Below are 19566 nucleotides of genomic sequence, written 5' to 3'. Positions count from 1 at the left end.
CCAGATTGCTCGCCATAGCGGAATGGCATTGTCGCCACCGCCAAGACAGGAGCCACCCATGAGTGTTTCTTCCGCAGGCGCCGCGTTCCGCGCCGCACTGGCTGCCGAATCGCCGCTGCAGGTGATCGGTGCGATCAATGCCAACCATGCCCTGCTGGCCAAGCGCGCCGGCTATCGCGCCATCTATCTGTCCGGTGGCGGTGTCGCGGCCGGCTCGCTGGGCCTGCCGGATCTGGGCATCAACACGATGGAAGACGTGCTCATCGACGTGCGCCGCATCACCGATGTCTGCGATCTGCCGTTGATGGTGGATATCGATACCGGTTTCGGGCCGAGCGCGTTCAACATCGCACGTACCGTGAAATCGCTGATCAAGGCCGGTGCCGGTGCCTGCCATATTGAAGACCAGGTCGGTGCCAAGCGCTGCGGTCATCGCCCGGGCAAGGAGATCGTGTCGCAGGGTGAAATGGTGGATCGCGTGAAGGCGGCGGCCGATGCCAAGACCGATCCGGATTTCTTCCTGATCGCGCGTACCGATGCCATCCAGATGGAAGGCGTGGATGCGGCCATCGAGCGCGCGCTGGCCTGCGTCGAAGCTGGTGCCGACGGTATCTTTGCCGAGGCCGCCTACGACCTGGAAACCTACAAGCGTTTCGCCGACGCGGTGAAAGTGCCGCTGCTGGCCAACATAACTGAATTCGGCGCCACGCCGCTGTTCAGCCGTGATGAACTGGCCGCCTCGGGCGTTGCGATCCAGCTGTTCCCGTTGTCGGCGTTCCGCGCTGCCAACAAGGCCGCCGAGAACGTCTACGAAGCCATCCGCCGTGATGGCCACCAGCGTAATGTGGTGGATACGATGCAGACCCGCGAGGAGCTGTACGACCGGATCGGTTACCACGAGTTCGAGCGCAGCCTGGACAGGACGTTTGCTGCGAAGAAGTAATTGGGCTGCAACATCCGGCCCTCACCCCCAGCCCCTCTCCCGCAGGCGGGAGAGGGGAGCTAAATCCCGCATCTGATCGAGGTTCACACCATGTCTGAATCCACCGCCGCACCGGCGTTCAAGCCGAAGAAGTCCGTCGCCCTGTCCGGCACCGCCGCAGGCAACACCGCGCTGTGTACCGTCGGCCGTAGCGGCAACGACCTGCACTATCGCGGCTACGACATCCTGGATCTGGCCAACACCAGCGAGTTCGAGGAAATCGCTCACCTGCTGGTGCATGGCAAGCTGCCGAACAAGGCCGAACTGCGCGCCTACAAGGCCAAGCTGAAGGCGCTGCGCGGTATTCCTGCGGCAGTGAAGGCTGCGCTGGAAGAACTGCCGCCGTCGGCGCACCCGATGGACGTGATGCGCACCGGCGTGTCGGTGATGGGTTGCGTGTCGCCGGAGAAGGACGACCACAACCATCCGGGCGCGCGCGACATCGCCGACAAGCTGATGGCTTGTCTCGGTTCGATGCTGCTGTACTGGTACCACTGGAGCCACAACGGCAAGGTCATCGACGTGGAAACCGACGACGACTCCATCGGTGGCCACTTCCTGCACCTGCTGCACGGCGAGCAGCCGCGCGAGTCGTGGGTCAAGGCGATGCACACCAGCCTGATCCTGTACGCAGAGCATGAATTCAACGCGTCGACCTTTGCCTGCCGCGTCATTGCCGGCACCGGCAGCGACATGTACAGCGCCATCACCGGCGGCATCGGCGCACTGCGCGGCCCGAAGCACGGTGGTGCCAACGAAGTCGCGTTCGAAGTGCAGAAGCGTTACGAGACGCCGGATGAAGCCGAGGCCGACATCAAAGCGCGCGTGGAGCGCAAGGAAGTGGTCATCGGCTTCGGTCACCCGGTCTACACCGTGTCCGATCCGCGCAACAAGGTGATCAAGGACGTCTCGCGCGAGCTGTCGGCCGAGCAGGAAAACATGAAGATGTACGACATCGCCGAGCGTCTGGAGACGGTGATGTGGGACATCAAGAAGATGTTCCCTAACCTGGATTGGTTCAGTGCCGTCAGCTACCACATGATGGGCGTGCCGACCGCGATGTTCACCCCGCTGTTCGTGATTGCACGTACTGCTGGTTGGAGCGCGCACATCATCGAGCAACGCATCGACGGCAAGATCATCCGCCCGAGCGCGAACTACACCGGCCCGGAAGACCAGACCTTCGTGCCGTTGGACAAGCGCGCGTAAGGCGCGAGTGCAAGATCGATCCTGAGCCCCTCTCCCGCCTGCGGGAGAGGGGTTGGGGTGAGGGGAAGCTTCTGACAGGCGATGCCCGCTGCCAGACGCTTCCCCCATCTGCCCTTCGGGCACCTTCCCCCGCAGGCGGGAGAAGGGAGCCTCCAGATTCCAAGTGTTGCTGTGGGATTGCTGAGATCGCGTGCATCTGCGAGCAATCCACTGCAAACACCAGCAAGCCCAGACCCTCACAGGCCAGCCATGAACACCGATTACCGCAAGCATCTTCCCGGCAGCAAGCTGGACTACTTCGACGCGCAGGCCGCCGTCGAGGCGATCGCGCCCGGCGCCTACGCCACGCTGCCGTACACCTCGCGCGTGCTGGCCGAAAACCTGGTGCGCCGCTGCAACCCGGCCACGCTGACCGATTCGCTCAAGCAGCTGATCGAACGCAGGCGCGACCTCGATTTCCCGTGGTTCCCGGCCCGCGTGGTGTGCCACGACATCCTCGGCCAGACCGCGCTGGTCGATCTGGCCGGTCTGCGTGATGCCATCGCCGACAAGGGCGGTGATCCGGCCAAGGTCAATCCTGTGGTGCCGGTGCAGTTGATCGTCGACCACTCGCTGGCGGTGGAATGTGGTGGCTACGATCCGGATGCGTTCGCCAAGAACCGCGCCATCGAAGACCGTCGCAACGAAGACCGTTTCCACTTCATCGACTGGACCAAGCTGGCCTTCGAGAACGTGGACGTGATCCCACCGGGCAACGGCATCATGCACCAGATCAATCTGGAGAAAATGTCGCCGGTGATCTACCAGCAGGGCGGCGTGGCGTTCCCGGATACCTGCGTGGGCACCGACAGCCATACCCCGCATGTGGATGCGCTGGGCGTGATCGCCATCGGCGTGGGGGGGCTGGAAGCAGAGAACGTGATGCTCGGTCGTGCGTCGTGGATGCGTCTGCCCGACATCATCGGCGTCAAGCTGATCGGCAAGCCGCAGCCCAACATCACCGCCACCGACGTGGTGCTGGCGCTCACCGAATTCCTGCGCAAGGAACGCGTGGTGGGTGCGTGGCTGGAGTTCTTCGGTGAAGGTGCGGCGGCGTTGACCATCGGCGACCGCGCGACCATTTCCAACATGTGCCCGGAGTACGGCGCGACGGCGGCGATGTTCTACATCGACCAGCAGACCATCGACTACCTGCGCCTGACCGGCCGCGAGGAAGCACAGCTGGAGCTGGTCGAGAACTACGCAAAGACCACCGGCCTGTGGGCCGATGCGTTGGTCACCGCACAGTACGAGCGGGTGCTGGAGTTCGATCTGTCCAGCGTCGTGCGCAACATGGCCGGCCCCAGCAATCCGCACAAGCGCCTGCCGGTGTCGGACCTGGCGGAACGGGGCATCGCTGACGAAGCCAAGCTCGAATCGGGCAAGGCCGAGGAAGCGCAGGGGCTGATGCCTGATGGCGCGGTGATCATCGCGGCCATCACCAGCTGCACCAACACGTCCAATCCGCGCAACGTGATTGCCGCTGCATTGCTGGCGCGCAATGCCAATGCGCGCGGACTGATCCGCAAGCCATGGGTGAAGTCGTCGCTGGCGCCGGGCTCCAAGGCGGTGCAGCTGTACCTGGAAGAATCCGGCCTGCTGCCGGATCTGGAAAAGCTGGGCTTCGGCATCGTCGCCTTCGCCTGCACCACGTGCAATGGCATGAGCGGTGCGCTGGACCCGAAGATCCAGCAGGAAATCATTGATCGCGATCTGTACTCGACCGCGGTGCTGTCGGGCAACCGCAACTTCGATGGCCGCATCCATCCGTATGCCAAGCAGGCATTCCTGGCGTCGCCGCCATTGGTGATCGCCTACGCCATCGCCGGCACCGTGCGTTTCGACATCGAGAAGGACGTGCTGGGCATCGATGCCGAGGGCAACCAAGTACGCCTGAAGGACATCTGGCCGAGCGATGCGGAAATCGATGCAGTGGTGAAGGCCTCGGTCAAGCCGGAGCAGTTCCGCAGCGTCTACAACCCGATGTTCAACGTGCGCGTCGAGCACGGCGAGAAGGTCAGCCCGCTGTACGACTGGCGCCCGCAGAGCACCTATATCCGCCGTCCGCCGTATTGGGAGGGTGCATTGGCCGGTGAGCGTACGTTGCGGGGCATGCGCCCGCTGGCGGTGCTGCCGGACAACATCACCACCGACCACCTGTCGCCGTCGAACGCGATCCTGCTGTCCAGTGCGGCCGGTGAGTACCTGGCCAAGATGGGCCTGCCGGAAGAGGACTTCAATTCCTACGCCACCCATCGCGGCGATCACCTCACCGCGCAGCGCGCCACGTTTGCCAACCCGAAGCTGTTCAACGAAATGGTGCGCAACGACGACGGCAGCGTGAAGCAGGGCTCGCTGGCGCGCGTGGAGCCGGAAGGCAAGGTCATGCGCATGTGGGAAGCCATTGAAACCTACATGGAGCGCAAGCAACCGCTGATCATCATCGCCGGTGCCGACTACGGACAGGGCAGCTCGCGTGACTGGGCCGCCAAGGGCGTGCGTCTGGCCGGCGTAGAGGCGATCGCGGCCGAAGGCTTCGAGCGTATCCACCGCACCAACCTGATCGGCATGGGCGTGCTGCCGCTGGAGTTCAAGCCGGGCACCGACCGCAACACGCTGGGCATCGATGGCACCGAAACCTACGACGTGCAGGGCCTGCGTACGCCGCGCGCCGAGTTGTCGCTGCTGATCAACCGCCGTGACGGCACGGTGCTGAAAGTGCCGGTGACCTGCCGCCTGGATTCGGACGAAGAAGTTGCGATCTACGAAGCCGGTGGCGTGTTGCAGCGGTTTGCGCAGGACTTCCTGGAAGGTGCGCAGGTGGCCTGAGCGGCCGGCAATAAGTGCATGGCGTCCTGCCGGCTTGGTCGCGTCGGCGCGGAATGCGAGCAGCGTCTGCTGCGGCCGGTATCACCGGCTGCGGCAGGATGGGATGGAAACGGGTACGCGCCCCGGGAGGGCTGCAGTGGGCTTCTACACGGTCGCAGGTGGCATCAATACCGGTTTCATCCTGCTCAGCTTGGTCGGTGTGGCCGCGCAGTGGCGGCTGCTGCAGGCGCGGCGCCGGCGGGTGGGGGCGGACGACGCGGCCACGGCGGTGGTGTCGCTCAACCAGTTCACGGTCAGCTTCTTGGCCTATCTTTCGTTCTTCGTGTACGGCTACAGCATCACGCCGTTCAATCACTTCATCGTCTGGCCGCGGTTGCTGGCCTCGGCGCTGGTGCTGCTGATCCTGGTCGAGATCTGGCGCGACCGGCGCAACTCCGCGTCGCTGACCAGCCTGGTGGCGGCGTGCCTGCTGCTGCTCGCCGCCCTGGCGGGGCTGTTTTGGGGGGAGCGTCATGCCGATCAGGGCCGGGTGTTGGCCACCGCCATGATCGTGGTGATCACCGCGCTGCTGGCACAGGGCTATGCGCACCAGATCCTGCTGATCTGGCGCAGCGGGCATACCGGTGGCGTGTCTCTGCGGATGAGCCAGCTGATCCTGCTTATGGATCTTTCCACGATTGCCTTCGCCCTTGCGATGGGCCTGCGCTTGGGCTGGCCGTTGCTGCTGCTGGCCGTGGTCAGTGCATGCACCAAGCTGGCCGTCCTATGGCTGTTCCGCTGGCAGCACGGGCCACAGGCGCGCGCACGCCGGCAGTACCAGGCCTCCCTGGCCTGATTTCCTTTCCTTCCTCTTCCACGAGTGTTCCGTCATGAGCGTCCTTCCGCAGATTCGCATCCCCGCCACCTACATGCGCGGCGGTACTTCCAAAGGCGTGTTCTTCCGCCTGGAAGACCTGCCGGCCGGCGCACAGGTGCCGGGCGCGGCGCGTGACCATCTGCTGCAGCGGGTGATCGGGTCGCCCGATCCGTATGCCAAGCAAACCGATGGCATGGGCGGTGCGACGTCCAGCACCAGCAAGTGCGTGATCGTCTCGCCCAGCAGCAAGCCCGATCACGACATCGACTATCTGTACGGACAGGTCTCCATCGATACCGATTTCGTCGACTGGTCCGGCAACTGCGGCAACCTGTCCACCGGTGCGGGTGCATTCGCACTGCATGCCGGCTATGTCGATGCGTCACGCGTGCCGGAGAACGGCATCTGCGCGGTGCGTATCTGGCAGGCCAACATCAACAAGACCATCATCGCGCACGTGCCGGTGAGCAACGGGCAAGTGCAGGAGACCGGTGACTTCGAGCTGGACGGGGTGACCTTCCCGGCGGCGGAGATCGTGCTGGAGTTCATCGATCCGGCCGAGGAGGGTGAAGGCGAGGGCGGCGGTGCGATGTTCCCGACCGGCAACCTGGTTGACGCGCTGGAAGTACCTGGCGTCGGCACGTTGCAGGCAACCATGATCACCGCCGGCATCCCGACCGTGTTCGTCAATGCAGAAGACATCGGCTACCAGGGCACCGAACTGCAGCCGGCAATCAATGAAGACAAGGCCGCACTGGCGAAGCTTGAAGCCATCCGCGTAGCCGGTGCGCTGCGCATGGGCCTGATCAAGGCGCCGGAAGAAGCACTCAAGCGCCAGCACACGCCGAAAGTGGTGTTCGTCAATCGTGCCCTGGACTACACCAGCTCGGCAGGAAAGGACGTCCTGGCCGGTGAGATCGACCTCAACGCGCGAGCGATGTCGATGGGCAAGCTGCATCACGCGATGATGGGTACCGCCTCGGTGGCCATTGCCACGGCAGCGGCGGTACCCGGCACGCTGGTGAATCTTGCGGCCGGTGGCGGGCCGCGTGACGCGGTGCGCTTCGGCCATCCGTCCGGGACGCTGCGCGTGGGAGCGGCGGTGACGCTGGTCGATGGCCAATGGACCGTGACCAAGGCGGTGATGAGCCGCAGCGCACGCATCCTGATGGAAGGTTGGGTGCGTGTGCCTGGCGATGCGTTCTGAGAAACCACTGACGCCTGATCCAACGAAGGATCAGGCGCCGCCGCGATAGATGGACTGATGTAGTGCCGAGCCACGCTCGGCGGAAGCTTCATCGGTAAGGCTTCAGCGGAGCATGGCTCCGCTCTGCCGCAAGCAACTCAACGCGGGCGCAGTGTGAGTTTGTGCTTGGCCGTGCCGGGCAGGAACGGCGTGGGTTTGCCTTGTACCCAATCGTCGTGGCCCGCCGCCCAGAACGGTGACAGCGGATGGCCGCTCTGGCCGCCGGGCATGTGCACGATGCCGTCGGCTTCGTGGCCGGGCGAAACCACCATGCGCTCGGACGCGCCGAAGGACGGCCCCTGTACGCGCGGTACATTGTTGTCACCCGGCAGCGGTTCGCGTGGCATGCACAGCCAGCGCTTGAACAGCCCCGGCAATGCACGCGAGACCGGATGGCAGATGGCAGCGGTATTGCGCTCACCCCAGGTGCGTTGGCTCAGGTCCGGTCCCTGGGCGGCGAGGTCGCGCTCCAACTGCTGTGCGCTGTCCACCAGCAACGCGTCCCAGCTCTCGAACTGCGCGGGCAGCAGATGCGCGGGGCGTTCGCTCAGCAGTGGCCACACCACCCCTTCCAGTTGCGGCAGATTCGGTGCGATGTAGCGCTCGCCCAGCGTCTGCTTTGCCGATGCCAGCAAGGCAGTCTGCAGCGTATCCAGGGTGATGCCACGGAAGCCGCGTGCCATGCGATAGCTCACCGAATCAATACTGGCGTGGCCCTGCCATTCGCGGCTGGCGGCTTCCAGTCGCTTCAGTGCGGGATCGTCGCTGTGTTCCAGCGTCTGTCGCATCAGCTTCCACCAGCGCTCCATCAGCAGTGCACGGTCGTCGAGTTGGATGGCCAGCAGATCGCGTTCGGTGAAGCGCTCACGTGCGAACAGGCCATCGCGGATCTGCTTTGCGCGTGCGCCGAAGTCATAGCCGCCATCACCGGCAATGGCCAAGGCTTCGCCATCGAGCACGCGGCCGTTTGCGGTCCATAGCCGGTGATCGGCGGGGTCGACCAGGGACGGTGCGTGATCGGTGCGGAGTGTCCAGGGCTGGCAGGGAGCGTTGCTGCCTTCCATCGTCGGAGCATCAGGTGCATTGGCAATGCCGCCGACGTTGCAGTTGCCGCCGCGATCCGGGCGGGCGCCAATGAGCCGCCAGGCGATGCGGCCTTTGCGGTCACCGACCAGCAGGTTCTGCGCCGGAATGCCCGAGCGATCGGCGACGGCCAGCGCCGCGTCGAGATCGGCCGCCTTGGCCATATCGGCGAACTCCAGCTTCACCGCGCCTTGCAGCTGGCCGGCCCAGCGCAACGCGAGCAGGCTGCCGTCAGCGTTCTCGCTCGTCACCGGACCCCAGCTGCTTTCGCGCACGACCAGGGTTTCTGATGGTTTGCCGGCGACGGCTATGGTTTCGGTGTGGCTGCTCAGCGAGGTGCCGGCGGGTAACCAGGCGTAGTCGGCGGTGTCGATGTAGCTGTTGGTGAAGGCCCAGGCCACGCGCGTGTTGCTGCCAACGATGACCGCGGGCAGGCCGGGCAGGGTGAAGCCGGTCACGTCCACCTTGCCTTCCGGTGCGGTGGGTTCGGTGAAGCGCAGGCGCGCACGGAACCAGATGTTGGGCGCGCGCAGGCCCAGGTGCATGTCGTCGGCAATGATCGCGCGGCCATCGGCGGTGAGTGCGCCGGCCACCGCAAAGTTGTTGCTGCCCGGGAAGTACTCGGCCGCCATGGGCGGCGCAGCAAGGCCTCTGTCCTGCGCAACATGCGGAAGAGGAGCCTTCTGCATCGCCGATGGTGCCGAGAGGGCGGATTCATCCGGTTTCGCATCAGCCCCCAGCGCACGCAGATTCAACGCATCGGCGGCCGGCAACGTCGCATTGCCACGCGGTTGCCCGAACAGGGGCGCATCCCATTCGCTGCCGTCGTGCGCCAGCAATGCATACAGGGCAGCGGGGACCACCTCGCGGATACGTGCCAACGCCAGCTCGCGGGTATTGCCCGGGTCCTGCAGGTCGGCATACATCGCCAGGCCGGTCAGTACCGAGTCCTCCAGTTCCCACGGACGCGGTTGCTGGCGCAGCAGCAGGTACGGCCAGGGGCGTACCGGCAATGCTGCCAGCCCGGCGTTGACGCCATCGCGGTAGGCCTGGAGGGCCGCGTGCTTGCTGCCCAGTGAGGTGTCCAGGTTTTCGACGGTACGCGCGCGCAGTCGATGCAGGCGCATCTTGCGATCCAGCGGCAAGGCATCGGCGCCGAACAGTTCGGACAGCTCGCCTGCGGCCGAGCGCCGCATCAGGTCCATCTCGAAGAAGCGTTCCTGTGCATGGACATAGCCCAGTGCGCGCGCCATGTCAGCTTCGTTGGCGGCGTCCACGGTGAGCATGCCATTGGCATCGCGTTCGATGCCGACCGGCGCCGACAACCCCGGCAAGGCCAGCTCCCCGTCCAGCTGGGCCAGGCTGCCTCGCAGCAGCATCCAGACAATGAGCAGCAACAACAGCAGCAGTCCCAGCAAGATCCCCAGCACACGCAGCAGCCAACGCAGCACAGGCCTACCCCCGGTAGCGGTCACTGCGGCCGATTGTAGACAGGTTGTGAAGGAGGAATGTGGCACCCGGGCGATTGGCGGGGGCGACCGTGCCGACAGTGGCCGTCGGGCAGGGGACGGTGCCGGGTTTCCGGCGATGGTTCTGGTATCGCAACTGAAAGTGATTCCGATTAGATCATTGCCGCGCCGGATGGGGCACCCTATGCCCATTCGAACCATCAGGAGCACCCCCATGCAGGGCAAACCCGAAGTCATTGAATGCCTGAAAGAGCTGCTGCGCGGCGAACTGGCTGCGCGTGACCAGTACTTCATCCATTCCCGCCGTTACGAAGACCAGGGCCTGCATGCGCTGTACGAGCGTATTGGCCACGAAATGGAAGAGGAGACCGAGCACGCCGACGCGCTGCTGCGTCGCATCCTGTTCCTGGGCGGCAATCCGGACATGCGTCCGCACGGTTTCGAGCCGGGCGTGACGGTGATGGAAATGCTGGAGAAGGATCTGCAGGTTGAATACCAGGTGCGAGCCAACCTGGCCGCTGGCGTGAAGCTGTGCGAAGCGCAGGGCGATTACATCAGCCGCGACATCCTGATCGCGCAGCTGCGTGACACCGAGGAAGATCACGCGTGGTGGTTGGAGCAGCAGTTGAGCCTGATCAAGCGCATCGGCCTGGAGCTGTACCAGCTCAGCAAGATGGACGCCAAGGGCACGGCGGCACATTGATTGACCGAAAGGGCGGCGCAGGCCGCCCTTTCTTGTTCAAGGGGACGTCGTTCCCCAAAGCGAAGGCGGAACTCAGCCTTGCAGCAGGCGATACACGGCAGTGGACAGTTCGGTGACACCCTGCGCGCGGAAATCCGGCTGCTGGTCAAGGATATCGCGTCGCTCGAGCAGCTCGACCTGCCACGGCGCGGCGAACAGTGCCTCGACTTCGGGCTGCTCGACCGAGAACGGTGGACCCTGTTTTTCGTCCTGCGGATATTCCATGGTGATCAGCACGCCCTTGCAGCCCTGCGGCAGGCGCGCGTACAGCGTGTCGCGGTAGTGCCGGCGCAGTTGCGGCGGCAATGCGATCAATGCGGCACGGTCGTAGACGCCGGCAATATCGCCCAGCAGTTCGGCGTCCAGCGCGAAGGCATCGCCGCAGATGATCTCGATCGGCCCGGCGCTGTAATGCTCGCCATACGCGCTGCGGTGACGTTGCGGAGTCAGGCCGGCCTCGTTGAAGAACTGCTCCACCGCCAGTTGCGAAAGCTCCACGCCCAGCACGCGATGGCCCTGTGCGGCCAGCCAATGCATGTCCAGGGTTTTGCCGCATAGCGGGACGAGCACACGGCTGCCGGCAGGCAGCTCAAGGGTGGGCCAGTGCTTCTGCAGCAGCGGCATCACGTCGCTGCGGTGGAAGCCGATCTGGCCGTCCTGCCAGCGTTGCAGCCAGAATTCGGGATGCATGGTGTTTCTCCTTCGTTGGGCACGGCAATCGTTTGGGGATGCAACCATCTGGATAGGAAAAGGCCGGGTATGCACCCGGCCTTTTCTTCATTGCTTACTGGACTTCAAGGCCTTCAACCTTCTGCCGCGCCACACAGGCATTCGACAACCGTATTGTCGAACGCGCCGCCGCGCGCCAGTGAAGTGAATTACTGGACTTCAAGACCTTCAACCTTCTGCCAACCCCGCGGCAACAGATGCCCGCGCGTCGCCCTGGTTCCCAGATACGTTTCCAGATCCTTGAACGACAGGTTCATCGTGCGTTGGCCGCTACGGACCAGCAGGGTATTGCCCGGGCTTACCGCGACCACCGCGACCACACGCTCGGTGGAGAGCTTGGCCTTGGGGATCTCGATGATCTTGTTGCCCTTGCCCTTGTCCAGCTCGGGCAGGTCGCTGGCCGGGATGGCGAGCATGTTGCCGGCACTGGTGACGGCAACGATGCGGTCGGTTTCGAGATTGGCAACGGTGGCCGGCGACAGCACCGCTGAACCGGTGGAAAGGTTCAACATGGCCTTGCCGGCCTTGTTGCGGCCCACCAGGTTCTCGAAGCGGGTAACGAAGCCGTAGCCGTGCGAGGACGCCAGCACGAAGCGGGTGTTGTTGTCGCCGCTGGCGATGGTGACGAACGACGTCCCCGGTGCCGGTGAGAAGCGACCGGTGAGCGGTTCACCGTTGCCGCGCGCCGAGGGCAGGGTATGCACCGGCGTGGAATAGGCGCGGCCTTCGCTGTCGAGGAAGGCGACCTGCTGCGTGCTGCGCGTGCGGGTGACGGCAAGCATGCTGTCGCCGTCGCGGTAGGAGAGGGTGGCGCCGTCCACGTCGTGGCCCTTGGCCGCGCGCACCCAGCCCTTCTCCGACAACACCACGGTCATCGGCTCGCTGGCGACCAGTTCGGTCTCGTCGATGGCCTGGGCGGCGTCACGCTGTACCAGCGGCGAGCGACGTTCGTCACCGAATTTCTTGGCGTCGGCCTGCAGCTCGTCCCGGACCAGCTTCTTCAGCTTGGCGCTGCTCTGCAGGATGGACAGGATCTTGTCGCGCTCCTTGGCCAGCTCGTCCTGCTCGCCGCGGATCTTCATCTCCTCCAGGCGCGCCAGCTGCTTCAGCTTGGTCTCGAGGATGTACTCGGCCTGGTCTTCACTCAGCTCGAAGCGTGCGATCAGCGCACTCTTGGGATCGTCCTCGGTGCGGATGATGTGGATCACTTCATCCAGGTTGAGGAATGCGACCAGCAGGCCTTCCAACAGGTGCAGGCGACGCTCGACCTTCTGCAGGCGGTGGTTGAGGCGGCGGGTGACGGTGTCCTGGCGGAAGCGCAGCCATTCGCTGAGCAGCATCTTCAGGTTCTTGACCTGCGGGCGCCCGTCCAGGCCGATGACGTTGAGGTTGACGCGGAAGCTGCGCTCCAGGTCGGTGATGGCGAACAGGTGGCCCATCAGCTGGTCGGCGTCGACGCGGTTGGAGCGCGGCATCAGCACCACGCGCACCGGATTGGCGTGGTCGGATTCGTCGCGGATGTCCTCCAGCCACGGCAGCTTCTTGGCGCGCATCTGCGCGGCGATCTGCTCGATCACCTTGGACGGCGATACCTGGTGCGGCAGCGCGGTGATCACGATGTTGCTGCCTTCCTTGATGAAGGTGGCGCGTGCGCGGACGCTGCCGTAGCCGGTCTCGTAGATGTTCCGCAGGTCCGCCGCCGGGGTGATGATCTCGGCGGTGGTCGGGTAGTCCGGGCCCTTCACGTGCTCGCACAGTTCGGCGATGGTGGCGTCGGGGTCATCGATCAGGCGCAGCAGCGCGCTGACGATCTCATTGAGGTTGTGCGGCGGGACGTCGGTGGCCATGCCCACGGCGATGCCGGTGGTGCCGTTGAGCAGCAGGTGCGGCAGGCGTGCCGGCAGCCAGCTGGGTTCTTCCATCGTGCCGTCGAAGTTGGGGGTCCAGTCCACGGTGCCCTGGCCCAGCTCGCCCAGCAGCACTTCGGCGATCGGGGTCAGCTTGGACTCGGTGTAACGCATGGCCGCGAACGACTTGGGGTCGTCGCTGGAGCCGAAGTTGCCCTGGCCCTCGATCAGCGGATAGCGGTAGGAGAACGGCTGGGCCATCAGCACCAGCGCCTCGTAGCACGCGCTGTCACCGTGCGGGTGGTACTTACCGATCACGTCACCGACGGTGCGTGCGGATTTCTTGGGCTTGGCCGAGGCGCTGAGCCCCAGCTCGCTCATCGAGTAGATGATGCGGCGCTGCACCGGCTTGAGCCCGTCGCCGAGGAACGGCAGGGCGCGGTCCAGCACCACGTACATGGAGTAGTCGAGATAGGCGCGTTCAGCGTACTCGCGCAGCGGCTGCTGTTCGAAGCCGTGGAAGGCTGGGCGTGCGAGATCGGTCATTACGAAGGGTGCTACCTGTAAACGTGAAGCCGCGGCGTGGCTGCCGGCTTCCAGCCTGCCGATTATCCGGATGGCGGCGGGGATGCCAAGCCGGGTGCGGCCTGTGGAGGGGGGCGGGGAAGGATTCCCTACAAATGTGTAACACTGAATTCAGTTCTTGTTGGAAATATTCCATTGAGAATATTTCCAGTTGGAAATAATATGCCGCCCCATGAATGATCCCCTCCCCATGCCACTGAGCTTCGGCCTGTTGCTCCGGCAGGTCCGCGATGGCCTTGTCCGGCAATTGGACCAGGCCATGCGCGAGGAAGACCTCGGGATCGGCTTCACCCATTACCTCGGCCTCAAGGCCCTGTCGTGCAAGGCACCCTGCACGGCGGCGGAGCTTGGCAATGCCATCGACCAGGTGCCCAGCGCCGTGACCCGCCTGCTGGACCGGCTGGAAGAGCTGGGCTGTGTGCGTCGTCAGCCGCATGTCCAGGACCGTCGCGCCCTGCAGATCGTATTGACCGACGAAGGCCGCGCGCTGTGGCTGCGGCTCAAGTCGCGAGGTGACCAGGTGATCGATCTGGCCATGCATGACCTGGACCGCGCCGAGCGCGATCAGTTGTTCTCCCTGCTCACCCGCGTACGCGACTCACTCTCTCCCCCATGAAAACTTCCCCCATACGTTTGTCCCGCCCGCTGTTGGTGGGTGCTTTGGCGTTGGCGCTTGTCGCCTGCGCCAGCAGCCGTGGGCTGCAACCACAAGGGCGCCTGCTGGATGCGGACAGCCTGCAGGCCGGCCAGGTATTGGCAGGCAGCGGGCTCAGTGCCTCCGGATTCCCTGCTGCCGACTGGTGGCGCGCGCTGGGGGATGCCCAGCTCGATGCCCTGGTCGATGAAGGGCTGCGCAACAGTCCATCGCTGGACATCGCCGACGCACGTCTGCGGCAGGCGCAGGCGCAGGTCGCCGGTGCCCACGCCGAGCGGCTGCCGAGCCTGTCGGTGTCGCCGGGCTACACCGGCATGCGGCTGCCAGAATCCATGCTCGGCGACGAGGCTGGCGGCCATTACGCCGGCAGCGTGCAGGCGGTGCTGAACTTCAGTTACGGCGTGGACCTGTGGGGTGGCAAGCGCGCCACCTGGGAAGCGGCCGTGGACAGCAATCATGCCGCCACGGTGGATGCGCAGGCCGCGCGCCTGGATTTGTCCGCGGGTATCGTCCAGGCCTATCTGGAACTGGCCCACGCCTGCGAACTGCGGCAGGTGGCTGATGACGAACTGGCCCGCGCCGACAAGACCCTGTCGTTGACCCGCCAGCGTCGCGGTGCCGGCATCGACAGTGCGCTGCAGGTGCGCCAGGCCGAAGCGCGTCTGCCGCTGGCGAAGCAGCAGCAACTGGCGGCGCAGCAGCAGATCGATGCCGCGCGCAACGCGCTGGCCGCGCTGGTCGGGCAGGGGCCGGATCGCGGCCTGCAGATCACCCCGCCGCAGACGTTGAATCCGCTGGCGCTGCAATTGCCCGGCGTGCTGCCCAGCGCGTTGCTGGGGCGTCGCCCCGACATCGTCGCAGCGCGCTGGCGCGTGGAAGCGGCCGGGCGCCAGATCGACGCGGCCAAGGCGCGCTTCTATCCCAGCCTCAACCTGACCGCATTGGGCGGCGTGGTGTCCAAGGACATTGGCAGCCTGCTCGAAAGCGGCTCCACCTTCGGCATCCTGGCGCCTGCTTTGAGTCTGCCGATCTTCGACGGGGGCCGCCTGCGCGCCGGCCTGGCCGGGCGTGATGCCGATTACGATCTGGCAGTGGCCAGTTACAACCACGCCGTGGTCGATGCATTGCGCGAGGTGGCTGATCAGGTCAACGCCGTGCGTTCGCTCGCCACGCAGGTGGAAACGCAGCAGCAGGCGATGGACATCGCGCAGGCCGCCTACGAACTGGCGTCGCAACGCTACCGTGCCGGCATCGGCAACTACCTGGACGTGCTCAGCACCCAGGATGTGCTGCTGCAGGCCCAACAACGCCTGAGCAACCTGCAGTCGCAGCGGTTGCTGTCCAGTGTGCGCTTGAGTGCGGCACTGGGGGGAGGCTTCCAGCCTGCCGACAACGCGCTGCCGGTCGCCGTTGAATCCGATAACAAGAATTCCTGAGAACCCCCATGAGCCAGACTTCCTCCCCCGAAGCGGCAACTGCCGCTCCCAGCCGTCGTGGCAAATTGCTGCGTGGCTTGTTGTTGATCGTTGTGATCCTGCTTGCCGCGTTCGTCGCCTGGTATTACCTGCTTGGACGTTGGGCCGAAGAGACCGATGACGCCTATGTGGCCGGCAACCAGGTGCAGATCACGCCGTTGATCGCCGGCACCGTGGTCGCCATCGCGGCAGACGACGGCATGAAGGTCGAGCAGGGCCAGTTGCTGGTGCAGCTGGATCCGGCCGATACCGAAGTGGCGATGCAGCAGGCGCAGGCCAATCTGGCCGGCACCGTGCGCCAGGTGCGCGGCCTGTATCGCAGCGTCGAAGGCGCGCAGGCCGAACTGAGTGCACGCCAGATCGCCCTCAAGCGCGCTCGTGATGACTTCGCGCGACGCAAGGATCTCGCCGTTACCGGCGCGATCTCCAGCGAAGAGCTGGCCCACGCGCGTGACGAACTGGCCGCCGCCGAAGCGGCAGTGGCCGGCTCGCGCGAGACGATGGAACGCAGCCGCGCGCTGGTCGATGACACCATCATCGCGACCCAGCCGGACGTACAGGCCGCTGCCGCGCAGCTGCGCCAGGCGTACTTGAACCATGCGCGCGCGGGCATCGTCGCGCCGGTGACCGGCTATGTCGCGCGCCGCTCGGTGCAGTTGGGCCAGCGTGTGCAGCCGGGTGCGGCCCTGATGGCGGTGGTGCCGACCGAGCAGATGTGGGTGGAAGCCAACTTCAAGGAAACCCAGCTGCGTCACATGCGCCTGGGTCAGCAGGTGGAGCTGCGCTCGGATCTGTACGGCGGCGACGTGACTTACAAGGGTCAGATCACCAGCCTCGGCCTGGGCACCGGCTCGGCGTTCTCGCTGCTGCCGGCGCAGAACGCCAGCGGCAACTGGATCAAGATCGTGCAGCGCGTGCCGGTGCGCATCGCCATCGATGCGAAACAGCTGGCCGAGCATCCACTGCGCATTGGTCTGTCGATGAAGGCTGACGTGAACCTGCATGACCAGAAGGGCACGGTGCTGCCGGTCGATGCGGCCAAGGGCACGGTGTACGGCACGGGGGTCTATGCCAAGCAGCTGCAGGATGCCGACGCGCTGATCCACACCATCATCCAGGGCAACCTGCCGTCGTCGGCACGCGCCAGCTGAGGTCACCATGTCCGCTCAAGCTCCCACCGCGCCTGCCGCTCCTGCGGTTGGTGCTGGGCCGGCCAATGTAGCCCTGTGCACGGCCGGCCTGGCGCTGGCCTCGTTCATGCAGGTGCTCGACACCACCATCGCCAACGTGTCGCTGCCCACCATCGCCGGCAACCTCGGCGCAAGTTCGCAGCAGGCCACGTGGGTCATCACCTCGTTCGCGGTCAGTACCGCCATCGCGCTGCCGCTGACCGGCTGGCTCAGCCGCCGCTTCGGCGAGGTCAAGCTGTTCATCTGGGCGACCATTGCCTTCTCCATCGCCTCGCTGCTGTGCGGCATCGCGCAGAGCATGGGCATGCTGGTGGTGTCGCGCGCGCTGCAGGGTTTCGTCGCCGGCCCGATGTACCCGATCACCCAGTCGCTGCTGGTGTCGATCTACCCGCGCGAAAAACGCGGGCAGGCGCTGGCGTTGCTGGCGATGATCACGGTGGTCGCGCCGATCGCCGGGCCCATCCTCGGTGGTTGGATCACCGACAACTACAGCTGGGAATGGATCTTCCTGATCAACGTGCCGTTGGGCGTGATTGCCGCGGTGATCGTCGGTGGCCAGTTGCGGCACCGGGTGGAGCAGGTCGAGAAGCCGAAGATGGATTACGTCGGCCTGGTCACCCTGGTGATCGGTGTCGGCTGCCTGCAGTTGCTGCTGGACCTGGGCAATGAGGAAGACTGGTTCGCCTCGACCAAGATCGTGGTGCTGGCCTGCGTCGCGGCCGTGGCGCTGGCGGTGTTCCTGATCTGGGAACTGACCGACAAGGACCCCATCGTCGATCTGCGCCTGCTGCGTCATCGCAACTTCCGTGCCGGCACGCTGGCGATGATCGTGGGTTATGCCGCGTTCTTCTCGGTGGCGCTGATGATTCCGCAATGGCTGCAGCGCGACATGGGTTACACCGCGATCTGGGCGGGCCTTGCGACGGCCCCGTTGGGATTCCTGCCGATCCTGTTGGCGCCGCTGCTGGGCAAGTTCGGGCACAAGGTGGACATGCGGCTGCTGGCCACCATCGCCTTCTTCGTGCTGTCGATGACCAGCTTCATGCGGTCGGGCTTCAACCTGCAGGTGGACTTCGCGCATGTGGCCGGTGTGCAGCTGCTGATGGGCATGGGCCTGGCGCTGTTCTTCATGCCGGTGCTGCAGATTCTGTTGTCGGACCTGGATGGACGCGAAGTGGCGGCCGGCTCCGGTCTGGCGACTTTCCTGCGCACGCTGGGCGGCAGTTTTGCCGCATCGCTGACTACCTGGTTGTGGGCACGGCGGACCCAGCAGCATCACGCAGGCCTGACCGAACACATCTCGCTCTATGACCCGGGCATGCAGGCACAGGTCACGGCGATGGGGCAGGGCGATCTGCAGCACGGCGCGGCCGTGTTGGACAACATGATCGTGCACCAGGCCTCGCAGATGGGCTTCAACGACATCTTCCTGCTGCTTGGCTGGGTGTTCCTGGCAATCATCGTGTTTGTCTGGATGGCCAAGCCGCCGTTCGGTGCCGGCGGTGGGGCCGCGGCTGCTGGTGGGCATTGATTTCCACAGGCCCCATCGCGTCTTCGATGCAACGGTGAAGCGGAGCCATGCTCCGCTGCAGTGATCCGAATGGTGCCCAGTCGAGTCGTGGCTGGGCACTACGGGAATGCATGCATCACGCCGGCAGGACCGGATCGCAGGCACAAAAAAACCCGCTTCCGCGGGTTCTTTTGTTCTTGAGTCATGGTGCCCAGGAGAGGACTCGAACCTCCACGGAGTTGCCCCCGCTAGCACCTGAAGCTAGTGCGTCTACCAATTCCGCCACCTGGGCGACTCAGGGGGCGAATTCTGTGTGAGAACGCCGAATGTGTCAACAGGTTTTCACGCCCGAATGCGTGATTGCCGCCCGCGCGTAGCACGAACGCGTTGGGGACCAATGCGGAGGAGTTCTTGCAGCCGGATGCAGCGGGCGCATCAACGCGAGGGATGGCGATCTGCAGACCGCAATCGCGGTCGCCGACCCTGATGCGCGGCTGCGCGAAGGTGTCGATGCGGATGTGTGGCACTCATGGCGGTCGAATTCAAAAGGAGGCTTCCGTCGAGCGGCGCCATGCTTCTTGAAGCGATGTGGGTAGTGCTTCTGTCTGGCATGGACAGGCACTGCATCTGGATTGCCGGATTTGGGTTGCCCGAAACGCAGGCATGAAAAAACCCGCTTTCGCGGGTTTCTTCGTTCTTGAGTCATGGTGCCCAGGAGAGGACTCGAACCTCCACGGAGTTGCCCCCGCTAGCACCTGAAGCTAGTGCGTCTACCAATTCCGCCACCTGGGCGACTCAGGAGCGGAATTATGCAGGTCGATATTCATTGCGTCAACACTTTCGTGGGAGGCGTTACAGATGGACTTTGGGGTCGCAGACGGGGAGCAAACCCCGGCCTCGGGTGCAGCCGCCGCACAGGGCGCTCATCGGGGCCTCGGCGTCAGGCCTGCGTCGACGGCAGAAACGAAAAGACCCGCTTGCGCGGGTCTGATCTTGAAGTGGTGCCCAGGAGAGGACTCGAACCTCCACGGAGTTGCCCCCGCTAGCACCTGAAGCTAGTGCGTCTACCAATTCCGCCACCTGGGCACTTCAGGCCGGCGATTTTGGCCAGCGCGCTTGG

13 protein-coding genes and 3 tRNA genes are annotated in these 19566 nt (G+C 64.9%); 10 read left to right on the top strand and 6 right to left on the bottom strand.

Annotated elements, in window-relative coordinates; genetic code table 11:
* The first annotated feature begins 58 nt into the window (after nucleotides 1-58).
* From prpB to prpF, 5 genes are all read left to right on the top strand, one after another.
* Nucleotides 59-943, top strand: coding sequence for a methylisocitrate lyase (gene prpB / locus ABB26_RS03960; RefSeq protein WP_057632290.1), 885 nt, complete (start codon nucleotides 59-61; stop codon nucleotides 941-943).
* 90 nt (nucleotides 944-1033) lie between these two features.
* On the top strand, nucleotides 1034-2191 hold the full coding sequence (gene prpC, locus ABB26_RS03955; protein WP_057632289.1) for a bifunctional 2-methylcitrate synthase/citrate synthase: 1158 nt from the start codon (nucleotides 1034-1036) through the stop codon (nucleotides 2189-2191).
* 249 nt (nucleotides 2192-2440) lie between these two features.
* Complete coding sequence (gene acnD / locus ABB26_RS03950; protein WP_057632288.1) at nucleotides 2441-5059, top strand: Fe/S-dependent 2-methylisocitrate dehydratase AcnD; 2619 nt, start codon at nucleotides 2441-2443, stop codon at nucleotides 5057-5059.
* Nucleotides 5060-5195: 136 nt separating this feature from the next.
* A complete protein-coding gene (locus ABB26_RS03945) occupies nucleotides 5196-5894 on the top strand; it encodes a hypothetical protein (RefSeq protein ID WP_245626129.1) in 699 nt (232 codons plus the stop codon).
* Nucleotides 5895-5928: 34 nt separating this feature from the next.
* The gene (prpF, locus tag ABB26_RS03940) at nucleotides 5929-7122 is read left to right on the top strand and encodes a 2-methylaconitate cis-trans isomerase PrpF (RefSeq protein WP_057632286.1); all 1194 of its coding nucleotides are present in this window, start codon (nucleotides 5929-5931) and stop codon (nucleotides 7120-7122) included.
* A gap of 137 nt (nucleotides 7123-7259) precedes the next feature.
* Here prpF and ABB26_RS03935 read toward each other — a convergent pair whose 3' ends face one another.
* Complete coding sequence (locus ABB26_RS03935; protein ID WP_425477238.1) at nucleotides 7260-9695, bottom strand: penicillin acylase family protein; 2436 nt, start codon at nucleotides 9693-9695, stop codon at nucleotides 7260-7262.
* Between the two features lie 232 nt (nucleotides 9696-9927).
* Between ABB26_RS03935 and bfr the strand changes: the two genes are divergently transcribed.
* Nucleotides 9928-10416: a bacterioferritin gene (gene bfr, locus ABB26_RS03930; protein WP_057632285.1), complete on the top strand. Its 489-nt coding sequence runs from the start codon at nucleotides 9928-9930 to the stop codon at nucleotides 10414-10416.
* Between the two features lie 72 nt (nucleotides 10417-10488).
* On the opposite strand, the gene ABB26_RS03925 is transcribed toward bfr, so the two are convergent.
* Nucleotides 10489-11145, bottom strand: coding sequence for a thiopurine S-methyltransferase (locus ABB26_RS03925; protein WP_057632284.1), 657 nt, complete (start codon nucleotides 11143-11145; stop codon nucleotides 10489-10491).
* A gap of 188 nt (nucleotides 11146-11333) precedes the next feature.
* Nucleotides 11334-13577, bottom strand: a complete 2244-nt coding sequence (gene parC, locus ABB26_RS03920) for a DNA topoisomerase IV subunit A (protein ID WP_057632283.1) — start codon at nucleotides 13575-13577, stop codon at nucleotides 11334-11336.
* A 211-nt stretch (nucleotides 13578-13788) separates the two neighbouring features.
* On the opposite strand from parC, the gene ABB26_RS03915 reads away from it, so the two are divergent.
* Genes ABB26_RS03915 through ABB26_RS03900 form a run of 4 tightly spaced genes read left to right on the top strand, consistent with a single transcriptional unit; the run spans nucleotide 13789 to nucleotide 18467 of the window.
* On the top strand, nucleotides 13789-14232 hold the full coding sequence (locus tag ABB26_RS03915; protein WP_057632282.1) for a MarR family winged helix-turn-helix transcriptional regulator: 444 nt from the start codon (nucleotides 13789-13791) through the stop codon (nucleotides 14230-14232).
* The gene (locus ABB26_RS03910; protein ID WP_057632281.1) at nucleotides 14229-15707 is read left to right on the top strand and encodes an efflux transporter outer membrane subunit; all 1479 of its coding nucleotides are present in this window, start codon (nucleotides 14229-14231) and stop codon (nucleotides 15705-15707) included. The genes ABB26_RS03915 and ABB26_RS03910 overlap by 4 nt, the downstream gene beginning before the upstream one ends.
* A gap of 8 nt (nucleotides 15708-15715) precedes the next feature.
* Nucleotides 15716-16897 carry an HlyD/EmrA/EmrK family protein gene (locus ABB26_RS03905; protein WP_057632280.1) on the top strand — a complete coding sequence of 394 codons (1182 nt, stop codon included), beginning with the start codon at nucleotides 15716-15718 and terminating at the stop codon, nucleotides 16895-16897.
* Between the two features lie 7 nt (nucleotides 16898-16904).
* Nucleotides 16905-18467 carry a DHA2 family efflux MFS transporter permease subunit gene (locus tag ABB26_RS03900; protein WP_057632279.1) on the top strand — a complete coding sequence of 521 codons (1563 nt, stop codon included), beginning with the start codon at nucleotides 16905-16907 and terminating at the stop codon, nucleotides 18465-18467.
* 184 nt (nucleotides 18468-18651) lie between these two features.
* Here the strand turns inward: ABB26_RS03900 and ABB26_RS03895 are convergent.
* From ABB26_RS03895 to ABB26_RS03885, 3 genes are all read right to left on the bottom strand, one after another.
* Nucleotides 18652-18738: transfer RNA gene (locus ABB26_RS03895), tRNA-Leu, on the bottom strand.
* Nucleotides 18739-19151: 413 nt separating this feature from the next.
* A tRNA-Leu gene (locus tag ABB26_RS03890) sits at nucleotides 19152-19238 on the bottom strand.
* A gap of 207 nt (nucleotides 19239-19445) precedes the next feature.
* Nucleotides 19446-19532: transfer RNA gene (locus ABB26_RS03885), tRNA-Leu, on the bottom strand.
* Nucleotides 19533-19566: the final 34 nt, after the last annotated feature.

Origin of the sequence: Stenotrophomonas humi (assembly GCF_001431415.1) — a bacterium.
Classification (GTDB): Bacteria; Pseudomonadota; Gammaproteobacteria; order Xanthomonadales; family Xanthomonadaceae; genus Stenotrophomonas; species Stenotrophomonas humi.
The sequence above is the reverse complement of the archived record's forward strand: the minus strand, read 5'-3'. Positions and strand labels throughout refer to the sequence as shown.